The 21,484-nt window shown below is 24.1% G+C and carries 21 protein-coding genes, 1 pseudogene and 1 other annotated feature; of the genes and pseudogenes, 2 read left to right on the forward strand and 20 right to left on the reverse strand.

Going from position 1 to position 21,484, the window contains the following annotated elements; all coding sequences use genetic code 4:
• Positions 1 to 33: 33 nt before the first annotated feature.
• On the reverse strand, positions 34 to 918 hold the full coding sequence (locus HF996_RS00605; protein ID WP_168910173.1) for an N-acetylneuraminate lyase: 885 nt from the start codon (positions 916 to 918) through the stop codon (positions 34 to 36).
• A 194-nt stretch (positions 919 to 1,112) separates the two neighbouring features.
• On the opposite strand from HF996_RS00605, the gene HF996_RS00610 reads away from it, so the two are divergent.
• The gene (locus HF996_RS00610) at positions 1,113 to 1,955 is read left to right on the forward strand and encodes an ROK family protein (RefSeq protein WP_168910174.1); all 843 of its coding nucleotides are present in this window, start codon (positions 1,113 to 1,115) and stop codon (positions 1,953 to 1,955) included.
• On the opposite strand, the gene HF996_RS00615 is transcribed toward HF996_RS00610, so the two are convergent.
• The 16 genes from HF996_RS00615 to HF996_RS00685 form a co-directional block, all read right to left on the reverse strand.
• Positions 1,950 to 2,642: a glucosamine-6-phosphate deaminase gene (locus HF996_RS00615; RefSeq protein ID WP_168910175.1), complete on the reverse strand. Its 693-nt coding sequence runs from the start codon at positions 2,640 to 2,642 to the stop codon at positions 1,950 to 1,952. The two genes, HF996_RS00610 and HF996_RS00615, sit on opposite strands and share 6 nt — an antisense overlap.
• Before the next feature lie 2 nt (positions 2,643 to 2,644).
• Entirely contained in the window at positions 2,645 to 3,463 is an 819-nt protein-coding gene (locus HF996_RS00620) for a MurR/RpiR family transcriptional regulator (RefSeq protein ID WP_168910176.1), read from the reverse strand.
• Between the two features lie 86 nt (positions 3,464 to 3,549).
• Positions 3,550 to 4,974 carry an Asp-tRNA(Asn)/Glu-tRNA(Gln) amidotransferase subunit GatB gene (gatB, locus tag HF996_RS00625; protein WP_168910177.1) on the reverse strand — a complete coding sequence of 475 codons (1,425 nt, stop codon included), beginning with the start codon at positions 4,972 to 4,974 and terminating at the stop codon, positions 3,550 to 3,552.
• A complete protein-coding gene (locus HF996_RS00630) occupies positions 4,964 to 6,340 on the reverse strand; it encodes an amidase family protein (protein ID WP_168910178.1) in 1,377 nt (458 codons plus the stop codon). Before HF996_RS00630 ends, gatB begins: the two co-directional genes overlap by 11 nt.
• On the reverse strand, positions 6,333 to 6,641 hold the full coding sequence (locus HF996_RS00635; protein ID WP_168910179.1) for a glutamyl-tRNA amidotransferase: 309 nt from the start codon (positions 6,639 to 6,641) through the stop codon (positions 6,333 to 6,335). Before HF996_RS00635 ends, HF996_RS00630 begins: the two co-directional genes overlap by 8 nt.
• 7 nt (positions 6,642 to 6,648) lie before the next feature.
• Complete coding sequence (locus HF996_RS00640; RefSeq protein WP_168910180.1) at positions 6,649 to 7,518, reverse strand: pseudouridine synthase family protein; 870 nt, start codon at positions 7,516 to 7,518, stop codon at positions 6,649 to 6,651.
• Between the two features lie 204 nt (positions 7,519 to 7,722).
• Positions 7,723 to 8,538 (reverse strand): hypothetical protein, encoded by an 816-nt coding sequence (locus HF996_RS00645; RefSeq protein WP_168910181.1) that lies wholly within the window; start codon positions 8,536 to 8,538, stop codon positions 7,723 to 7,725.
• A gap of 24 nt (positions 8,539 to 8,562) precedes the next feature.
• Entirely contained in the window at positions 8,563 to 10,692 is a 2,130-nt protein-coding gene (locus HF996_RS00650) for a S8 family serine peptidase (RefSeq protein ID WP_168910182.1), read from the reverse strand.
• A gap of 398 nt (positions 10,693 to 11,090) precedes the next feature.
• A complete protein-coding gene (locus HF996_RS00655; RefSeq protein WP_168910183.1) occupies positions 11,091 to 11,864 on the reverse strand; it encodes a hypothetical protein in 774 nt (257 codons plus the stop codon).
• A 5-nt stretch (positions 11,865 to 11,869) separates the two neighbouring features.
• Positions 11,870 to 12,001, reverse strand: coding sequence for a hypothetical protein (locus HF996_RS04170; RefSeq protein WP_256366894.1), 132 nt, complete (start codon positions 11,999 to 12,001; stop codon positions 11,870 to 11,872).
• Between the two features lie 9 nt (positions 12,002 to 12,010).
• Complete coding sequence (locus HF996_RS00660) at positions 12,011 to 12,754, reverse strand: hypothetical protein (protein ID WP_168910184.1); 744 nt, start codon at positions 12,752 to 12,754, stop codon at positions 12,011 to 12,013.
• Positions 12,755 to 12,836: 82 nt separating this feature from the next.
• Positions 12,837 to 13,625 carry a hypothetical protein gene (locus tag HF996_RS00665; RefSeq protein WP_168910185.1) on the reverse strand — a complete coding sequence of 263 codons (789 nt, stop codon included), beginning with the start codon at positions 13,623 to 13,625 and terminating at the stop codon, positions 12,837 to 12,839.
• Between the two features lie 417 nt (positions 13,626 to 14,042).
• The gene (locus tag HF996_RS00670; protein ID WP_168910186.1) at positions 14,043 to 14,366 is read right to left on the reverse strand and encodes a hypothetical protein; all 324 of its coding nucleotides are present in this window, start codon (positions 14,364 to 14,366) and stop codon (positions 14,043 to 14,045) included.
• Positions 14,367 to 14,419: 53 nt separating this feature from the next.
• Entirely contained in the window at positions 14,420 to 15,499 is a 1,080-nt protein-coding gene (locus tag HF996_RS00675; RefSeq protein ID WP_168910187.1) for a hypothetical protein, read from the reverse strand.
• Positions 15,500 to 15,822: 323 nt separating this feature from the next.
• Positions 15,823 to 16,872 (reverse strand): hypothetical protein, encoded by a 1,050-nt coding sequence (locus HF996_RS00680; RefSeq protein ID WP_168910188.1) that lies wholly within the window; start codon positions 16,870 to 16,872, stop codon positions 15,823 to 15,825.
• Positions 16,873 to 16,997: 125 nt separating this feature from the next.
• Positions 16,998 to 18,101: a hypothetical protein gene (locus HF996_RS00685; RefSeq protein WP_168910189.1), complete on the reverse strand. Its 1,104-nt coding sequence runs from the start codon at positions 18,099 to 18,101 to the stop codon at positions 16,998 to 17,000.
• An 87-nt stretch (positions 18,102 to 18,188) separates the two neighbouring features.
• On the opposite strand from HF996_RS00685, the pseudogene HF996_RS00690 reads away from it, so the two are divergent.
• Positions 18,189 to 19,649 (forward strand): annotated as a pseudogene (locus HF996_RS00690) (IS3 family transposase).
• Positions 18,719 to 18,803 (forward strand) — a sequence feature (ribosomal frameshift element). (Overlaps the previous pseudogene by 85 nt.)
• Positions 19,650 to 19,884: 235 nt before the next feature.
• Here the strand turns inward: HF996_RS00690 and HF996_RS04030 are convergent.
• The 3 genes from HF996_RS04030 to HF996_RS00700 form a co-directional block, all read right to left on the reverse strand.
• Entirely contained in the window at positions 19,885 to 20,034 is a 150-nt protein-coding gene (locus HF996_RS04030) for a hypothetical protein (RefSeq protein ID WP_220190648.1), read from the reverse strand.
• Between the two features lie 52 nt (positions 20,035 to 20,086).
• A complete protein-coding gene (locus tag HF996_RS00695) occupies positions 20,087 to 20,440 on the reverse strand; it encodes a hypothetical protein (protein WP_254427727.1) in 354 nt (117 codons plus the stop codon).
• 111 nt (positions 20,441 to 20,551) lie between these two features.
• Positions 20,552 to 21,484, reverse strand: a complete 933-nt coding sequence (locus tag HF996_RS00700; RefSeq protein WP_168910190.1) for a hypothetical protein — start codon at positions 21,482 to 21,484, stop codon at positions 20,552 to 20,554.

Below are 21,484 nucleotides of genomic sequence, written 5' to 3' on the forward strand. Positions count from 1 at the left end.
TAGCACTCAGTCTAGCCAACTAAAGTCCATTTATTATTTTTTAATAATTTTTTGTATTTCTTTAGCTTTTTCTAATAATGTGCTACGGTCATATTGGTAGAAAGGTTTTCTTGTTGTTCCATGAATAACACCTTCTACTTCAAATACAGCTTTAATTCCTGCCATTACTCCCATGTCAACTAATTTTGCAACAAAATCGTTGTATTCATGTACAGATTTTTTAACTAATTCTTTATCTCCTTTTTCAAAAGCTTCGATTATTGCTCTAGCTCCTTTTGCATTAATGTTATAAGTAGAACCAATAAATCCTTTAGCTCCTAAAGTTAAAGCTGGTGCAAGTGCTTCGTCGAAAGCAAATAAGAATAATTTTTCTGGATAAGTTCTTAATAATCTTTCAAATAAGAAAATATCTGTAGCACCATATTTTGCACCAATTACATTTTTGATGCTTAATAATTCACCAAACTCTTTAATTCCGATTTTTTTACCTGCTAATTGAGGTAAGTAGTAGATAAATAAAGGTAAATCAACATTTGCTGTAATTTCTTCATAGTATGATTTAACTTCTTGAAATGAGAAATTGTAATAATAAGGAGTAATTGCACTCACAGCATCGAAACCAAATTCTTTTGCTTTTTTACCTAAGTAAATTACTTCATGAACGTTTACATTTCCTACTTGAGCAATTAAAGTTACTCTATTTTTTGTAGCTTTTGCTACTCTTTCAAGAATTTTTTCTTTTTCTTCTAAAGATAATGTTAAAAATTCTCCTGTTGATCCTGTTACATAAAATCCGTCAACTTTTTGAACATTAATTAAGTATTCTACTAATTTGTCAATAGCAACATAGTCAACTTCTCCTTTTGTATTAAATGGAGTTATTAAAGCAGGGAATAACCCTTGATATTTTTTTTGCATAGTTATAGCCTTTCGTAAAAATGTGATATATAAACAGCCTAATTATAAGTAATTAAAAATAACAAAAATTCTAATTAAAAAATAATTTCATAAATAATTTTTAATTATCTTAATTTAAAAAATATTTTCATTTTTATCTTTTCTTAAATTAATTTAAAATATTATTTGCTTATTACTCAAGATAAAGGAAAAACATGAAATACTATTTTTTAGCAGATGTAGGTGGAACACATATTAAGTATGCACTTTCAACATCAAGAGCAAAATTTGTATTTGAAGGAAAAGTCAGAACAGAACATAAAAATGTTGTTAAACAATTAAAAGAACTTATAAAACCTTACAGAAAAAATTTAAAGGCTATTGGTATTGCATCAACTGGAGTTGTTGATAATAGAACTCACAAAATTGTTTATGCAGGAAATAATTTAAAAGTATTACAAGGTACAAACTATCGTTTATTAGCTAAATATTTTAATGTTCCAATTTGAACAGAAAATGATGCAAAAGCAGCTGCATATTCTGAAATAAAAAAAGCAAATAACAAAAATTTTGCATTAGTCACATTTGGAACCGGAGTTGGTACAGGTGTAGTTTGAAATGGACAACTTTTAAGAGGAAAAAACTTTTTAATCGGGGAATTAGGTTATACAAAACTCAATGACAATAATCTAAACAATTTTCTTAGTTTTAGTAGTTTTAATAACAAAATAAAACAACAATTTAACTTTTCTTCAATTGATAATGAAACCTTTGATAATACCTATCAATCAAATTCTGAATTTAGAACAATATTAAATGATTATTTAAAAAATGTTGCTTTATTTTTAGCACAAGTTTCTATATATTTTGATCTAGATGAAATAATTTTTGGTGGTGGAATTTCTTATCTAAATCCTTCTTTTTTGAAGAAAATTGAAGATTATTTCTACCAAGAATTAGCAAATACCCCTTTTAAGACAAAAATAAAACCAACCCAGTTAAAAAACAGCGCTGGATTGGTAGGTGTATTAAAACTTTTACAAACTAATAAATTATAATTTTTGATCAGTTAAAATAATTGTATTTGGATGATTTAATAAAGCACTAATAGGTAATTGAGGATCAAATTTAGTTGATTGCATAAATTGCTCAAGTGCTTTTTTCTTTGCTGGACCAAAAGCAAGAACAACAATTTGTTTAGCTTTAAAAATTGTATCGATTCCCATAGTAATAGCTTTTTTTGGAACTTCATTAATTGATTTAAAAAATCTTGAATTTGCTTGAATGGTTTCAGGAGATAAGTCAATAATTCTTGTTTGTGAACTTTTTAAACTACCAGGTTCATTAAAAGCTATATGTCCATTGTTACCAACACCCAAAATTAATAAATCTAAACCACCTGCTTGCTTGATTTGGCTATCATATTTTCCACTTTTTGGAAAATTATTAGCTTTAAATTTTACTTTTGAAAACAAATGTTTAAACATAAAAAAATGATAACTTTGTTCATCTTTAGGATCTAATCTGTAGTACTCGTCTAAGTTAAAAGTTGTTATTTGGCTAACATCGATTTTTTCTGTATTTATTTTGTTTGCAAAAAGTTTGTAAAATTCAATTGGAGTAGAACCTGTTGGTAAACCCAAATTTTTTACTAATTTGTGTTTAATTTTATTTGTTACTAAATTAAGTAAAAATTCGTTTGCTTCGGTTGCAGTATCAAAAACTTTTATATTTTTTTTAATCATTATTAATGTCCTTTTTTAGATTTTCAATTTAATTTAAAATATTCATAAAATTCATTGGTTTTTAAAATTTTATTGCTAGCAATTTTTCTCACTATGATATCACCAATGAACATTTGATTGATTTTAGAAGTTAAAGCAATTTTTCTATTTTTTTGTTCTACTGTAGCAAAATATACAACTGTTATGTTATCTTTTGATTTAACATTGTAATTTTGAGTAATAACAATCACATTAAATTTAAATAATTCAGCAGCTTCAACTAAAAATCTAAATTCTGGTGAGTTAAAATTTTTAGAAAAAATAATCACTGAAATATCTTCATATTTATAGGCTTGAGAGTATAAAACGATGTCATCAATAGAGTTTGCTAAGATAGAAACAAATTCAATATTTAGTAAAGCATTTTGCATTTCTTGCGCTATTTGTCTAGAAGTACCTAAACCATATAAAAAAGTTATTTTTGATTTTTTTAGAATGGAAATAGCTTTATCTAGAGCTTCAATATCTAGTTGTTTCAAAGTTTTTTCTATAGAAGTAAAGTAAAATAAATTTGTTTTTTCGACATAAAAAGTCAATTCATTAGGTGCTAACTTTTCTTCTCTAACTTTTGCCTGTAAAAGACAACGACGAAAATGGCTAATATCTTTATAACCAATTTTTTTGATATAGTGAGTAATTAAAGATTGTGCAACGTCTGCTTTTTTAGCAAATTCCTGCATAGATATTTCCAGAAATAAATTTATATTTCCTATTATAAAGTCTTCTAAATGCTTTTCTGTTTTAGTAAGACTTATATTTCGTATTATATGTTCAATTTCCATATTTATAAATTTTAGTTTATTTATTATTATCTACAAAAAAATTAAAGCAAATTTATCTGTTTTTGCTTGATTTTGAAGAAAAATTATTATAAATTCGAAAGTTTATTGAAAATAATTTCGTTAATTTCTGTTGGATTTGCATTTGACTGAGTAGCTTTCATTACTTGTCCCATTAAAAATTTTTGAACTTTTTCTTTATTAGTTATGTTATTTTCAATATACTCTCTGTTTTGATCGATAAGCTGTTCTATAATTTTATTTAATTCATCTTTTGAATACACTTTGATATTTAAATTTTGATAAATTTGATCAAAAGTTAAATTAGCATCTTTATTTTTTATAGGCAAGATTTTTTTAACGTGTTGTAAATTTATTTTATTTTCTTCAAGACTTTGTAAAACTTCCTTTAAAAATGAAGGATTTATATTTAAATTTTCTCATCCTTGCTTGTTAGCAATAGGTACAACTTCAGCAAAAAATACTTTTATAGTTTTTTCCAAATCCTTATAATCAACTTCATTTAAATATTCTCAAAAGTCAATATTATTTAAAATTTGTTCTATGTAAAAATCTGTAATTTTTTCTTGTTTAAGTTTATTTTTTACTTGTTGTGGAGTAGCTTTTATATCTAAAAGTACTTCATTTTTATAGGATTCTGTTAAGTTAAAACAAGGAATATTAGTTTCAGGAAAATAACGATAATCAACTGAATCTGTTTTTTCTCTTAAAATTTTATTTAAATTATTTTTGTCATCATATCTTTTAGTTACTTGTTTGACTTTTTCACCATTATTTAAAAGATTAATTTGTTCTTCAATTTCAAGTAAAATAGCTTTTTTAATATTAGAAATAGAGTTTATGTTTTTGATTTCAACCTTAGTTCCAAATTGTTCTGAACCTTCTTCTTTTAAAGATAAATTAATATCTGCTCTCAAAGAACCTTCTTCAAGTCTTGCATCAGAAATCTTCAAAAATAAAGCTAATTTTCTAATTTCATCTACATAAGCTGCTGCTTCTTCTGCTGAAGACATAACAGGATGAGTTACTATTTCAATTAAAGGAGCTCCTGCTCTGTTGTAATCTAAAAAAGTAGATTCGTCTTTGTGAATCTGTTTAGCAGTATCTTCTTCTAAGTGTATTCTTTGAATTGCTATTCTTTTTTCAGTGTTATTGTCAGTTTCTATATTAATAAATCCTTCGGCACCAATAGGTCTAAATTGTTGTGTAATTTGATAACCTTTAGGTAAGTCAGGATAAAAATAATTTTTTCTATCAAAACAAAGAGCAGTTTCTATCTTCATATTTAAAGCAGAAGCTAAATGAATTGCTTTTTTAACTGCTTCTTCATTTACTTTCGGTAAAGTACCCAAAAAACCTGAATCTATTAAAGAAATATTAGTATTTTCTTTTTTTGAAAAAGCATTTAATGATTCAGAAAACATTTTAGTCTTTGTGTTGAGTTCCAAGTGAATTTCAATCCCTATAACAGGGATATATTTTTTAGTTGCCACTATTTTTCTCCTCTGATAATGATTTAATTAAGTCTTCAAAATAAAGTGAATATTTTAGTAAATTAGCATCATCATAAAGTTTGGATTCTATGCTTAAATTAAATGGAAAATTGTTGTATTTGCCTAAAGGAATACTAATTGAAGGATTTCCAACTAAGTTTGCAAGAGTTAGAATAAAACCTAAAATATTTCCATTTAAACTATAATCAGTTTCAATATTTTTAACATCTGGTGCTACACCTACGAAGCTCGGGAAGATAACACAGCTGTACTGGCTTAAAATATTATCGTAATATTCTTTGATAACTCTTCTTGCTTTTTTAGCTTTAATAAAATATTTTTCTTGATTGTCTTTTGAAAGATAAAATGAACCTAAAATAAGTCTTTTTTGTAAGTGGTAATCAAATTTAGATCTTGTATCTTTAAAAATTTCTTCTCAGGTTTGATTTTCTTTAGTATTCCCAAAAGTTAAACCATTAATTGCTGATAAATTAGAAGTTGCTTCTGAATAAGTTATAATGGCATAAACAGGATCGATGCATTTTAAAAGCTCTTCGTCTACATTGATAAATTCAACTTCTATGCCTTGTTGTATTAGTAAATGTACTATTTTGTGAAATGCTTTAGTTACATAGCTTTTTGCAAATTTAAATAAATTTAAAATACCAACTTTTTTTGGTTTAAATTTTTCTTTATTTGCTTCAAAATCAAGTGATAATGAATTAATTTCCACTTCTTTAGAACTCAAATCATTTTCATCTTTTCCATAAACAGCTTTTGCTACTTGAGTAGCATCATTTACATTGTTAGCAAATCAAGCAACAGTATCTAAGGATGTAGAATAAGAAAACAAACCAAAACGAGATACAGCACCATATGATGGTTTAAAACCTACTTTTCCTACAAATGAAGCAGGTCTTCTTACTGAATCTCCAGTATCAGAAGCAATTGCAAAAGAAATATTTTCATTTATTGTAGCTGCAGCTCCAGAAGAAGAACCTCCAACTATTTTGTTTGAATCTAAAGGATTATAAATCGGACCATTTGAAGAAAATAAACCCAATCCTCCAAGTCCTAATTCATCACAGTTTGTTATTGCTACAGGATTTGCTCCCTGTTCAATTACTTTTTGTATAACGGTTGCATTATAAGAAGGTACAAAATTTTCAAGTGATTTTGAAGATCCAGTAGATTTGTCATATTTGTTTGCGAAATTTGCTTTAACTGTAAAAACAGCGTCTTTTAATAATGTTTCATTTTCTTTAAAAGCATTTAATTTGTCTTCAAAAATGAAGTAAACTGTATTGTTTTTGTCTTCTTTTAGTATTTTTTTTGCTTTTTCAAAATTTCCTAGATTTTTAATCATTTATTACCTTTTTAATTACTATTTTATTTTCTTTAATATGTACTGAGTTTTTAAACAAAATTGCTTGATTTTCCTTCATTTTCTCTTCAGAAAGTACTAAGTTATCCTTTCTTAAAAAACTTAAGTCTTCTAGTGTTTCATCCACTCTATCAAGAGGCTGTACATTCTCAAGATTTAATTTGTCAATTTGTTTTAAACCATTTAAAATTTTTTTCTCTTCATCTAAGAGTAAGTTAATTACTTTTTGAGTTGGTTCAAAATAAAGTAATTTAGCTAGTTCAATAATTTTTTCTTTTTCCATGTTTTTCCTATCAGTTTGGTAAATTTATGAAAGTCTTATTATTTAAATATTTTAATTTACCTTCTAAATTTAAGCAAATTATTTTGTAAGAATGAAGAAATAATCTTTTATTTTTTCTCCCTCCATATTTTGTATCTCCATAAATTGGAAATCCTAAGTGTTCTAAAGTCAATCTTATTTGGTGTTTTTTACCTGTTATAATTTGTGCAACTTTAAAGTTGTCAACATTAAAAAACTTAGTTATTGCAGTGATTGATTTTTTTTTATTACTTACTTGCATTTTCTTTAATTTGTCATTTTTTTCTATATTAATTTTTACTTCAAATTCCTTCTTAATTTCTATATCTGATTGAAAAATATAGTATTTTAAGAAGAAATTTTGTTTTTTATTTAATTCGACTAAAGAAAAGTAATTTTTAGCATAAATAATTAAACCAGAAGTTGCTTTATCTAAGCGACCTACATGTGAAGGTACAAATGAATTAATTTTTTGTGTTTTTAAATATTTTAAAACTTGATTATCTAAACTTCAAACTCCATCGTGAACAGCAACATTTATATGTTTATTTAAAACTAAAATATTTTCATCTTCATAAACAACATCAAAGTAAAATTTAATTTTTCTAGGTATATATTTTTTAGATTGTTTTTCTTGTTCTTGTATTTTTAACTTATCTAATTTTTCATTAGTATAAATATGAATAACATCATTTTTTTGAATAATGTATTTTTTGCTTTGTGCTTTTTTATTAACTTTAATTTCTTTTTTTCTAAAAAGTTTTTCTATTTGAAAAATACTATAATTTTCTAGAGTTTTAGATACAAATTTTAGTAATGTCCTTCCATGATCATTTTCTTTAGCTATTATTTCTAACATAAAAGTAAATTTTAAATTATTTATCAATTTTAAAAGACAAAAAATATAATTTTTTTAATATTTTCATAAATCAATAAAATAAGATATATCTTAATAGTATCTTTTATTTATATAAACATTGGATAATATTTATTATTAGTTGTTTCACAAAAAAACCTTCTAAAAAGAAGGTTTTTTTGTGTTTTCTAGTTTAAAAACTTTTATTTATTTCATGATCGCAGTTATTCTTTTATCTTTTGCAAAAACAACATTCTTGCTTTTTTCTATTGCTACAATTGACACATATGCTCCTGGATCACGATATATAGCAGGCATTATAGTAGGATAATAACCCGGAAAAGAATCGAACATATATAATTTCTTTTCAGATTCTACTAAATCAAAATAAAAAGAACTATTTTCATTGTTTGGAAAATATTCTGATATTACATGAGCTCCGTTATCTATGTAGTAATACAAATTATATTTATTAAAAAACTCAGTTTTTTGTAAATCAGGAAAGTTTCTACTTAAATAGTCTTCTAATATTGGCTTTATAACATTAGGATTTGTATTTTTAAATTCACTTACAGACTTTAAAGTCTTTCTTCTTTGAAATTCTGTTGCTGCTAATAACTTAAAAGATTTTTTGTTTAAATCTCTTTGTTTTTCTAGTTTTTTTCTTTCCTCATGTCGTTTCTTAGAATCATTTATATTTTCTATTTGTTTATCATCTGCTCCATATCTAAGTTCATCGTTTACTCTTTGTCCAGGTTCAAAATTCTCAAATTTAAGATATAAGTATGATATTCAATATAAATTTAAAAAATAATTTTTTTTATAATCATTAAAATTATCATAAAGAGTTTTTTGAATGTTATTAGTAAAAAAATCCGCTTCTTGTTCAATATCAATAATAGTCTTAGTACCTGTATCAGTAAATACATTAATATCTTTTTTATTATTATCACAAGAGATTAAAGTAGCAAGACTAGCACTTGCAGAAATTATAGAACATAAAAATAATTTTCACTTTTTCATATAATTTATCCTTTGAATATTTCATTATTTTTTATTTAGTGTATATGTCACTGCTATTCTATCATCTACTGAATTTTTAAATAAAGCACTTTTGTATTTTTTAACTTTAAATCTATATTTTCCAGAATTTCAAACTTTAAAATTTATTAATTCAACATTACTATGAATACTTGTTGAGCACAATTGTGTTTCTCAATCTCCATTGTTATTTTGTTTTTCAAGAATCAAATCATAATCGGAAAATAAAGCTTGATTTTGTCTTTGTTTTGCTTCATTTAGTTTTAGACGCTGATTATTAATGTGAGTATTATTTCATTTTTTTAATTCTTCAACATGTTTTTCGTCTAACTCTTTTTGTCTATTATGAGCTTTTCAAGGAATAAATCATTCTCATCAACATACTTTCTCTGCCTCTGGTTCATTTTCCTTTTTTGAGAGGATACCAGCATTAAACATTCAACTTAAAACTATTTGAATATTATCGTCTTGTTTTAGATTAAATTCTTGACTTGTAAAAATGATACTATTATTAGCGGAATCATCAGTAGATAGTGTAGTAATATTTCTAGCAGCTTCTATCATTTTTTCGTAATCTATTAAACCTGCACCATATGTACTGTTTAATCCATTGCTTTTTCTTTCTAGATGTTCATTCTTAGGTAAATGAGCAGAAGCGGCTAGGATTACAGTTGCACTAGGAACTCTATAAGCGTCATTATCTAAATAAGAAAATTGTCTAAATATGTTTGAAATTGCACCAGTAACAGTAGGTGCTGCTAAACTAGTTCCATTAATTTCCTCATTTAAAATTGTGTTTTTAAACGTTCCAGGAGCAACAACAAGTGGTTTTGGTAATCCAGTATGATGAGATTCAAGTGTTCTATTAGAATATGGAGCTATAGTAAAATCATCATTAATATTTTTTCTTGTCTTAGTTGCTCCAACAGAAATTGCATTGTATGCTAGCTGTGTATCATCTATCCACTTTCCATTTGGTATTTCATCATCATTGCCATTTCCGGCTGCAAAAATATTTAAAACACCATATTTTCTAGAAATATAATCAATAAAATATGATGAATCATTATATTCAACTTCAAATCCATTACTACTTCCATAACTGTGATTTATAACTCTTACTCCATTATCAATTACCATTCATTCTATGGATTTTTGTCATTCACTATTAGTGTGCAAAAAACTGGAATAAAATATTTTAGCATTATTATTTATACCTGTTTTACCTGCTAGTATATGACTGACCTCTGTTCCATGTTGATATCTGGGCTTATTTCTTCGACTCCCTTTATCTGGGTAATCATTATATTTAGTTATTGGTGTATGTCTAAATCTAGATTGTCCACCTAAAAAAAGATTTCTTGCTTCTAGTACACCCACTTTTGACATATTTCAATTATTTTCTAATTCTTTTATTCTATAAGATTTTAAATTAATATCATTAAAGATTTTTTTATTGTCAAAACTAGTATATTGAGAATATATATCTTTATCTGATTGGATTATTCCATTTGATGAACTTTTGCTAGAAGAACCACTTGAACTGCTTGAACTGCTTGAACCACCAGAACTTCCTGAACGATTTGGTAGTTCAAAATTAGCAAAATCTTCAGTCGGGAAGTAAATTTTTGATTCAGAGTATTCTTTTTTAAAGAAAATTATTTTTTTAACAAACTCTAATTTATTACTTTCATTTATAAAATCTTCAGCCTCTTTTACTTCATCAAAATTTACTCAAATTATAGGAAGAACTTGACTAGTTTTTATTGAAGATTTTGCTTTATCATTTTTTACGAGTAATTTAATTTTATTACTTAAGTTTTGAACTTTTTCTGCAAAAGTTCCTTTTTCTTGGCTGACATCCAAATAGAGTTTGATTTCTAATTCATCTTTTACTTTAATATCTGAATTTGATTCAGAATTTAAAATTTTAGGAACTTTTCAAATATTTGTGATATACTTATTTCCTGAGAAATTTGCAGAGGCTAATGAGTTATTTTTAGTTAGTGATACATTATCGTTATTTGTATAATTGTTAAAATCATTACTATAAGTAATTGAAGAAAAAGAGAAAATTGCTAAGCCTGAGAGTATAGAGATAGCAATAGGAAGTATAAATTTTTTTAACTTTTTCATATAAGCCTTTCATTTTTTAATTTTTTAAAAATAAAGAAAATAAATAGATAAGTTTTAAAATATATTGAATTTGCTAGATTTCGTTATTTTAAGATTTATTTATATTTTCTTTATAAATTTTACATAGTAAATTAATATTATGCAAGAATATTATACATTATTTTTTTAATTTGTAATTTTTTAATCTTTTCTTCTTTTAAAGTGGACAGTACAAGAATTCATTTTTAAAAAAATAAGTTAATTCGCAAAACTTTTTTTCGAAACAAAGTTTAATAATTGTTAAAAATAACCTTCATTTTAGAAGGTTATTTTTTAATTATAAAATATCGTATCGTAATTTAACTTTAAATTTTTTCAAAATAAATACAAATTATTTACTTAAATATCTGTCAAAAAATTTATAAAATACTTTCTAAATCAAAATCTGAAATAAATTCAATGTTTTTGCTTTTCGGAAATGCTACTATAGAAATAGCAGCTCCATAAGCAGGAAGTTCTGCAGAGTCAATTCCGCTGTAAAATCTATTTTTTAAATAAAAGAGTTTCTTTTTATTTAGAAGTCCAAAATACAGAAAATCCATTCTCTGAGGTTGTAAATTTACATTTCAATAATAAAAAGGGTATTCTTCTGCAATAAAATATAAATTATATGTTTTAAAAACATCTTCAATACTTGTGTTTTTAAAATGTTTCTCAAAATAACTTTGGAAGATTGGTTCAATGACTCCTTTGTTTATTCGGTTAAAGTCATTGACTGATTTAAGTGTAATATTTTGTGAGTTTCAATTGCTCATAAAAGAATCAAATTTTTGATTATTTTCTTTATCTACAGCCTCTCATTTTTCTAACAACTTTATAGCATCTTTTTCATGATTTTCTACTATTTCTTTTCATTTTCTTTGTATTTCTTTTCTTTCATTACTTATTCTAATATCTGGATTCACACGCCAAGTGTCAGATGAAAATTTAAGAGAATCTCTAGATAGTCAAAAAATGCTTAAATTATAATGTTTTTGATAATAATCAAAATTATCAACCATATCTTTAGTGACGTATTTCTCATAAAATTTCTTTTTGTCTTCTTCAGTAGTTATTTTATTACAAGATATTAGTGTCACTAATGAAGATATAGAAGTTGAAAATATTAACAAAAACTTTTTTCATTTTTTCATATATTTTATTCTCCTTCATTAAAGATAGTGTGAGTTACTGAAAAAACATCTGAAGCTGAGTTATCAAATAAAGTGGATTTATATTGTTTAACTTTGTATCTATAGGTTCCGCTTTCTAAAACTTTTAATGAACTCATTAATATTATTTATACAACGTAAACATCTAATCTATCAACTGGATAAGCGAAATTACTTACAGCCATTATACTAATCTGAACACCATTTAAATCGAAATAATCCTTGTTTTTTGTGTTAATAAACAATAATTTTGATTGATCTATACGATCGTAATATCACTTACCTAAAGAACGTTCTTTAATCTCATTGTTTTCAACACCAAGTTTTTTAACAATTAAATAAAAACGTTGTCCATTAAAAAGGTTTGTTTGAGAATTGATAGAGCCAGTTCATTCATCAGTAAAATAATTTTTAATATAATCTTGAAACACATTTTTTAAAATATCATTTAATTTTGAATAATCTTCATAATTGGTAATTAAATTTAATTTAAAATCTGCATTTTTAATAAAATCATTAAATTTTTCTTGATTTTGAAGGTATTTTTCTCTTTCTTCTTGAGTAATTAAACCAGGTTTTATAAAAAGATTTGGTAATTCTTCATCACTTATTTTACCTACTGTTTGAGTAGTTTTTAAAGTATATTTAGAAAGCCGATAATTTTTTTCATTAAAGAATTTAATATATTTATCTAAATAACGTGGATTACTTCTTTTTTGAAATATTAAATCTTCCAAAGTTAAATCTTGTGAATTTGTTTGTTTTGCTTGTGTTTCAATTCTTTGTACATTAAAAGCTAAAGCAACTATAACTATAGCTTCAATAGTAGCTATGCCTGCAAAAATTCATCATTTTTTAATTTTATTTAACATATATCACCTCTTGTTTATTTTTATAATATAAAATTCTAAAATTAAACTTCTTTTTTCTTCCTATTTATTTGGAAGATAAATTTTACATAATAGCACTAACATCTTCTTCATTAGCAAATTCAATATTTTCAGCTTTAGGAAATACAGCTATAGATATTAAAGCCCCAGGAGGTCCATACTGTGCATTAATAATTTCTGGATTATAATTTGAACGAATTAAATACAATTTCTTTTGAGTTTTTACTAAATCAAAGTAAAACAAATTAGTTTGATTTAATCTCACATCTCCACTATAATCACCACTTTCATCTACATAGTAAAACAAGTTATACTTTTTAAAAAAATCAGAATAATTTAAATTTGGAAAATTTATTTTTAAATAATCTTCTAAAGCAGGTTTAATTATTTTAGGATTTGTGTTTTTTAAATCTTTTTCAGATTTTAATACTATTTTTTTGTAAAAATCAACTGCTGTTGAATTTTCAAAATAAATTCTGTTTTCCTCACGTTGTTTTTTTAATTTCTCTCTTTCTTCTGTGCGCAATTTATCATCTTTTATATCTTCAATTTTTGATTTTTCTTCATATTCCCTTCTTGATACTAGCCCCTTTTCGGGATCAAAATTTTCAAAATAAAAAGACTTTCTTGGCACTCAATAAAAATTGAAAAAATATTTTTCTCTATAGTATTTGTAATTGTTAACAAGATTTTCGTAAACATTATCTAAAAAAAATTTTACTTCAGGTTTATCTCTGTTCGAAATTTCTTTTTTTGGTGTTTTAGGATTTAGAAAATTTTCTTGACAAGAAATCAAAGAGAATATACCGACAGTAGCAACAAAAGGTAAAAATAAAAGTTTTATTTTTTTCATATCACCGCCTTTATAATTAATTTATATTGACTAATTTGTAGTCTTAAAAAAATTGTTTTTTATATTTGATATATTTTAATTTTAACTAATTTTTCAAAATATTCATTAAATTAAAAAATCTTAAATATTTAATAACTAGTTCATTTTTTTGCTTTAATTATCAAAAAATAAAGCTTAATAAAAATTAATTTAAACTATGATTTTAAATTTTGTGGAAATAAAAATAAAATATTATAGTAAGTTCAATTCGCAACTTTTTAATTGCATAATGTTCTTTTTGCATTTTTATTAAATATGTTAATTATCATAATTTAATTAAAAAAATACGTTTTTATATTTATAAAAACGTATTTTTCACAATAAAATTATTTTTAAAAAAGAGCAAAAGTAATAAATTAAAATAAAAGTTTAAAAATATTAATTAAAATGATTTTTTAGTTGTTTTATAGATTCACCATTTTTATTTTTAACATTTGCTAAAGCTCTGTTATATCAGAGAATTAATGTAGTTAAAGATTGTATTATATTTTCTATTTTTTCACCTACAAATTTTACATCCTCAGTTAATTCATACTCTTTGTCAGAAATACCATATTTTATTCTAATTTTTGGTAGTTCAGGTCAATGTTTCTTCTTAGCTTCACTTTCACCTTCTATGCTTTTAATGCCTCTGATGTATGAACCCTTTTTGACTATTATAGTTTCAGAATCATGTATATATAAATATATTTTTTTATCCAAATAAGAATGATTTTTTAAATTAGAATAGTCAAAAATTCATTCTGAAGTTTTACTTATATTTTTTTATCTGATTTTTTAGATAATCATCAATTTTTAACTAAATCAGAAAGATAAATTCCATTTTCATCCGTAATTAATTTGTAGTCTTCTTCAAAAACAAAGTCTCAATAAGGATTTGAAGCAGCAATAGACTTATAACAAGTAAGTTTCATTAAAATTTTTTCTAATGAATTTCTATTTCTGTTAAATGTCAAAACTATGTCTTTTGATAATACTTCCATACTGTCGGATTTTAAAAACTCTAATCTAAATTTAGTTACACTATTTTGTAAATCTAAAGGTAAATTTTTAAATTCTTCGCTTTTTATACTTCAAATATAAGAATCTTTTTTAATTGTTATATTTTGTGAATCTTTTATAAAGAAAAATATTTTTTTAGATGAGTCAGGATATTTAAAAGTTAATGTTAAATTATTATTCGCATCAAAAAAATCTTTTATTAAACCTTTAGTAAAGTTAAAATTTGGTAATTTTTCATTTCGTTTTTCAGTCTCTGACAGTTTTTCATTAAATAGAGTTTTGAATTTTTTACTTTCTTTTATAAAATCTAATAAAAAGATTTTTCTAGACGCAAATAGAATTAATTCGAAAATTTCCTTAGCGTCCTTTTTTGCACTTTCACTTAAATTAGTTTCGTTATTTGTTAGTTTGTTATCAGGTTGTATCTTATTATTTTGAAATTCTCAAATGAATTTATTTTCTAAAAGTAAAAGTAGGTCAGTAGAAGCATATGGGTTCTGAATACCAAAAATTCATATTTTTTTTATTTCTTCTTTTTTAAAGTGATCTTGAATTCTATTTAAAATTTCTCTACTTTGACCTATATAAACTCCAGAATTTGAAATTCATATATAAATAGCAATTTTATTATTTAATCATTCTTGGAAATCACCTATTCTCTTTTTGTCTTCTTCTCTAATTTTTCCCTTTGTTAAACCAAAATATAGTTTTATTTCATCATCAGATAAATAGGAATAAAACAAAGTGGTTTCTGCTTTTTTTAATTTAAATTGTACAAATTCGCCATATTCTTTTTCAGAACTGTAAGTTAAGTTATTTATTTTTGTGATCATAATTTCCTCGTCTTGAATACATTTTTAAGATAATACTATAAACAATATAATTAGAACAAAAAAAAAAAAAAAAACAAGCAAATTGTGAGCAGATCCCCTTTTCTTAAGAAAATAGAAAAGGGGATCTGCTCATTTGTGGTTTTTGATTACCAAATTTATTTTTTAATTTTCTTTAAAATAATCTCTTAAAGTTTTATTATCGTTTTTTATTTTTAAATCACCATTGCTCACAAAATATGATAAAAATGCCATTAAAATTTTATTAACAGAGCAATTAATAATTTCCACATCTTCTTGTATTTGCTGATATTTTTGAGAGTATGTTAGATATTTTTCAATATTTTAGCTCTTTTAAAAACGTCTTCTTTAGTGCGCAGTCAATTTCTATTATTAAGCAAATGGTTACCAGGGCGTATAATATAACTTCCTTTTTTAACAATTATTGTGTTGTTATCATTACTTTTAAATTCTTTTATAAAAATTTCAATTGGATATTTAGATTCATAAGTTAAAGTAATACCTTGATTTAATTTAAAAAATTCAAGATTTCAATCTTTTATGTTTGTATAAGTATTGTTGGGTTTTTTCAAAGGAAAAGGAAAAATCTCGTTATTTTGCGTAGTTATATTTTTTTTAGAAGTGTTTTGAATAGTTGCTTCGTATCTTTCATCATATGTTTGTTTATTCTCAACATCATTAATTAATTCTTTGTTATTTGTTGCTGTGCCAAAATTATTTGAATTTTCATTTTTTATTTCTTGTACTTGTACATTTTTAATATAAGAATTTTGTGATTTTTTTGTTTTTTTAAAGGGAAATAAATTAAAAGAACAGTAAATTGTTTCACAAATATTTATAAATTTTCTTAGTTCTTCTTCCTGTTCTTCATTTAAGCGGGTAGAATCTCCGCTCTTTTTATTTTCTAAATCTTTCTCTAATTCATACTGATCAATTAATTGACTTTCGACAAATTTAAATGAATCATTATATGAACCACCACGTTTTTGGTCAAAAGTAAAAATAAATATTTTTTGAATATCATCTGATCATTCTTTTGTTTTAGTATGATTATTAAATCTGTCTATATAATCTCCTTGACCTATATATTTTTTACCATTTTTTAAAATATATATGTAAACACCTTTTCAATTTAATTGATGGTTATTTTTTATAAATGTATTTTTTTCTTTAAATTCTTCAGATCTTATGTAATCAGACCCAAATTTTTCAATATTAAAATAATAACAAACAATACTTTTAGAATTTAATCCGCTAATTTCGCTACTTTTAGTGTCTAAGTATAAAATTTCGTTATTTTTGTTGAACGAAATATTTGTATTTTTTAGAGTTATATTATTATATGCTCAAAACATAACTTACTTTCTTTGTAGAATAGAATATGATTTTAAATTTTCCCAAAAAAAAAAAAAAACAAGTAAAACGAATCGATAAGAAGAAAAAACCACTGAAAAATCAGTAGTTTTTACGATTATTATTTCTATTTGTTTTCTTTAAATTCTTCAAAATATTTATATATTCAATGATTTGTTTCTTTTATTTTGAGAGCTCCATCTGCTCAATAACTTCCATTAAAAGCTCTAACTATATTTGTTATTTTAGTATTATTGATTATTAAATCTTGTTCTAAAATACCTTCTTCTTTTGGTAAGAATTGTTTTCTTCAATTTTTAGTTTCTTTATTTGCGGTTTTTGATTCAGGGAAAATAAAAGAACCTTTTTTTACTATAAAGGTGTTATTTGTATTATTTTCGAAATGTTCAATAAAAATTTCTACAGATTTACCTTTTGTTTTTAGTAATAAGGTAATTTTGTTATTTACTCTGAAAAAATTTTCAAGCCATTCATTTATTGTACTTAAATCTTTAATTTTGTTTTTTGGTTGTTGAATTTCTACAGAAAAATTATTATTTGAAATAGTTAAGTTTTCTTTATTATTTTGAGAAAAGTCTTCGTTTTTTGTTCTTTTACTTTTATTTATACTTTTTCGATCAATTAAATCTAAGTTGAAAAATTTAAAAGTACGCTTTGCTTCTTCTACTAATTTCTTGCAGTATACTTCTGCGTTTGGGTTTAAAGTTTGTTTTACACATTCCTTATTGTGAGTATTTGCTAATCCAACTTCATCAATTAATGCTCATTCTATATATTTAGTATATTTTTTATCTCACTTTTCTTGTTTTTGTTTTTTGGTAATGATAAATACTTTATCAATATTTTCTAGTCGAGGAACACTTCCTCTTGTATGTTCAGAATATCTATGATAATACTTACCTTCTCCTATATAAGGGATGCCATTGGAATAATAAATATATATACCTGTTTTATATTGATTAGAATCAAAGTGAGCATCATTTTTGAAAATTTTAGGTCCGTAATTATCTTGATATTCTTTAGAAGTTAGAAAAAAATCTTCTATTAATTCTTTACTATTTAAGTAATAAAATTCTAATTCTCATTTGAAATCTTCTGATTCTGCAGTTGTTAATGGGTGTTCTGAAGAAAATTTTAAAAACATTAAATCATTTTTTTTATTAAATAAAATTCTTGTTTTACCGAATATAGATTTTAATTTGCTATTCATAATAATAAATTAAAGCAAAAAAAAAAAAAAAAAGCAAGAAAATAAGCAGATCCCCTTTTCTTAAGAAAATAGAAAAGGGGATTTTTTATGAAATATTCATTAGAATTTAAATTAGAATGTGTAAAAAAATACAAAAAAGGAATTGAAATTAAAAAGCCTGATTTTGCTAATACAAGTCAGAAAAATTTTTTACATCAAGTAAATTTTTGAGAAAAAATTTATGACAAATTAGGAGTTGAAGGACTTAAGAAAAAACCACGAAATAAAGAATGGACTATAGAAGAAAGATTAAACATAGTTAAAAGATTTTTAGCTGGTGAACCAATTGTTAAAATTTCACTTGAAAATAATCTTAATCCAAGTCAAATATCTTTTTGAACGAAAAAATATTTAGAATCGGGAATTAGTGGTTTAGAATTAAACAAAGGAAGACCAATAATGAAATCTAAAATTATTAATGATAAACGTTCAAAAGTTTCAAAAAATTTAAATAGTAAAGATCAATCTAATTCTCTAACATCTGTATATGAAGAACTCAAACTTCTTAAAGAAGAACTCAAGCATTTAAAAAAAGAGACAAAAAACTTGGAAAAAGAAAATAAACTTTTAAAAAAGGAAAATGAAGTACTAAAAAAAGTGAAAAGCCTTGGTAGAGATCTTTGACTCAAATCAACCAAGGCAAGAAAAATAAAAAATTTATAATAGAGTAAAAGCTGACAAAAGTCTTCGCTTAACTCAAGTATTAAAAGAGTTTTCTATTCCTATATCTACTTTTTATTATGAACTCAAAAAGAGAAGATTTTGACAAGAAAAATGAAGAAATTATAAGCCAAATGAAGCTTATTTTTGATGAAAATAAAGCAAGATATGGAAAAAGAAGAATAAAAGCTGAACTTAATAATAGAGGCTATAAAATTGGACTTAAAAAGTTCGCAGATTAATGGAAAAATTCGATCTCAAAGCAATTTGTCCTAGAAGAAAATACAAATCTTACAAAGGAACTGTTGGCAAAATTGCAGACAACATTTTAAATAGAAATTTTGTCGCAACTCAACCAAATCAAAAATGAACTACAGATGTAACTGAATTTAGCGGATCATTTGGAAAAGCATATTTATCACCAATTTTAGATATGTTTAATGGTGAAGTTATTGCTTGAGATTTGTCTACAAGTGCTAACATCCAACAAATTAGAAAAATGCTTCAAAAAGCTTTTTCCAAACACAAAAATCTTGAAGGTTTAATTTTTCACAGTGATCAAGGTTGACAGTATCAACATAGACAATTTTCAGAAAAATTAAAACAAAAGGAATAATTCAGTCTATGTCTCGAAAAGGAAATTGTTTAGATAATAGCGTTATTGAATCGTTTTTGGAACATTAAAAGAGAATGTTTTTATGGTCGCGAAAAGAATTTTTAACTTTTAAACAACTTCACAAAGCAATTGCAAATTATATTTATTATTACAATCACAAACGAATTAAAGACAAAATAAAATGAATGTCTCCCATTAAATTTAGGGAAACATTCATTTCAAATTATAATTAATTAAAACACTCAAAAATTTTAGAAGAAAAGGGTACCACCTCAAAAAAACGAAAACAAAAATGCAGAAAAATGAAGAGAGAAAGAAGAAAAAACAAAAGAAAAACGAAAACAATATAGAGCAGACCCCCTTTTCTTAGAAAAATAGAAAAGGGGATTTTTTATGAAATATTCATTAGAATTTAAATTATCAAATTCTTTTTTGTTTTCGAGAATAAAATGAGATTGTCTATTATGTTTAAAAAAAATTCTCAAACTTTAATATATTTGCATCTTGTATTTTTTGTTCTGATTCAGATAGTGATCTTCAGCGCATATCATCTTTTAAGTCCTGATCTGGTTTATCTAAAAGTTTAAGCATTTCTCTATGAAGTCAATATGAATTCATAAAATACTTTTTCTGATATTCTTTAAAATTTTTATTAATATTTTTTAAAATTTTATTTTCAAAAAATTCTTTTTTCTCTTGTGAGATTATTCTTTTTCTTGAAGTAATTTATTCCTTGATCAAAATTTAGTCCTTCAAATGGATTTTTATTTTCCTCATCTGTATCTGTAATATTTGTTATATTATCATCTTGTTTTATAGCGCTATTATTAGTTGAATCATCTGACTTTGGTCGGGAAAGATTTGTAGCATCAGATAATGTATTTTCTAGATTAGAAGTGAGAATGTCAGAAGAGTCCATTTTGTCTTTATTAGCAAATTTATTAGATTTAATTTTATTTGTAGCATTAAAGTCACACGCTATTGTTAAAACACTTATAGAGGGGATTGAAAATATTAAGCCCAAAATCTTTATAGAATATAAATTTATTTTTTCTTATTTTTCAAATTAATCTCCCTTTATAGTTTTTATAAACTTTCTTCAAATTTGAAGCAAATTTAATCTTAAAAATAAAAATTATACTTGAACTGATTCTATAACTTTACCAATATCAGAACTTTTAAAAAATGAAACATTTTCAGATTTTTTTAAAGCTATAATACTAATTTGTGCTCCATGATATCAAAGTCTTGCTGGAATTTCATCAGGTCGTTGCGGCACTACAAAATATAATTTTTTAGACTTGATTGAATCAAAGTATCATCAACCTATATCTTGTTTTCGTAGATAATCTGAATAAATAACACTATTACCAGCAAAATAATAAAAATTATATTCATTTAATACTTGTTCTATGTTTTTGTTAGAAAAAAACTTATTTAAATAATCTTGAAAAATAGGTTTTAAAATACTTGTATTTAGGTTGTCAAATTCTTCTTTTGTTTTAAGAATATAATTAGTAGGTTTATTGGAAGTAAAAAAATTTTTAAATTTTTCTTTATTTTCTTTTCTAATTTTTTTTTCATTTTCAGAAAGTTGTGAATCATCTAAATAACTAAAAAAATCATTTGAAAACTTTTTATCAAATTCATCAATATATTGAAGCGTATTCTCATTAAGTAAATATGTATGCATAAAATATTTTTGTTGATATTCTTCAAAATTATCATTCACTTTTTTGAGTATTACATTATTAAAAAAGTCATCTTTAACTTTTCTTTTTGCTTCTCTTAACTTGCTATCAAATTCATCATTTGATTCAGATGTATGATTATTTAGGTTGTTATCAATTTTTGTGTCTTTGCTTGTAATAGTTGAATCAATATCTATTTTATTTGAAGGATTTAAAAAATCAGATGATCCTATTTTTTGCCTACTTAAAAATTTTCTGTTATTCATTTTAATTGCTTGATTTCCTTCACATGACAACATTAAAAAAGAAGTAATAGGAACTAAAATAATTGAGGCGAAAATTCCTAAAAAAGATGAAATATTTTTTCTATTTTTCAT

This window comes from Mycoplasma sp. 1654_15 (assembly GCF_012516495.1).
Lineage (GTDB): Bacteria > Bacillota_I > Bacilli_A > Mycoplasmatales > Metamycoplasmataceae > Mesomycoplasma.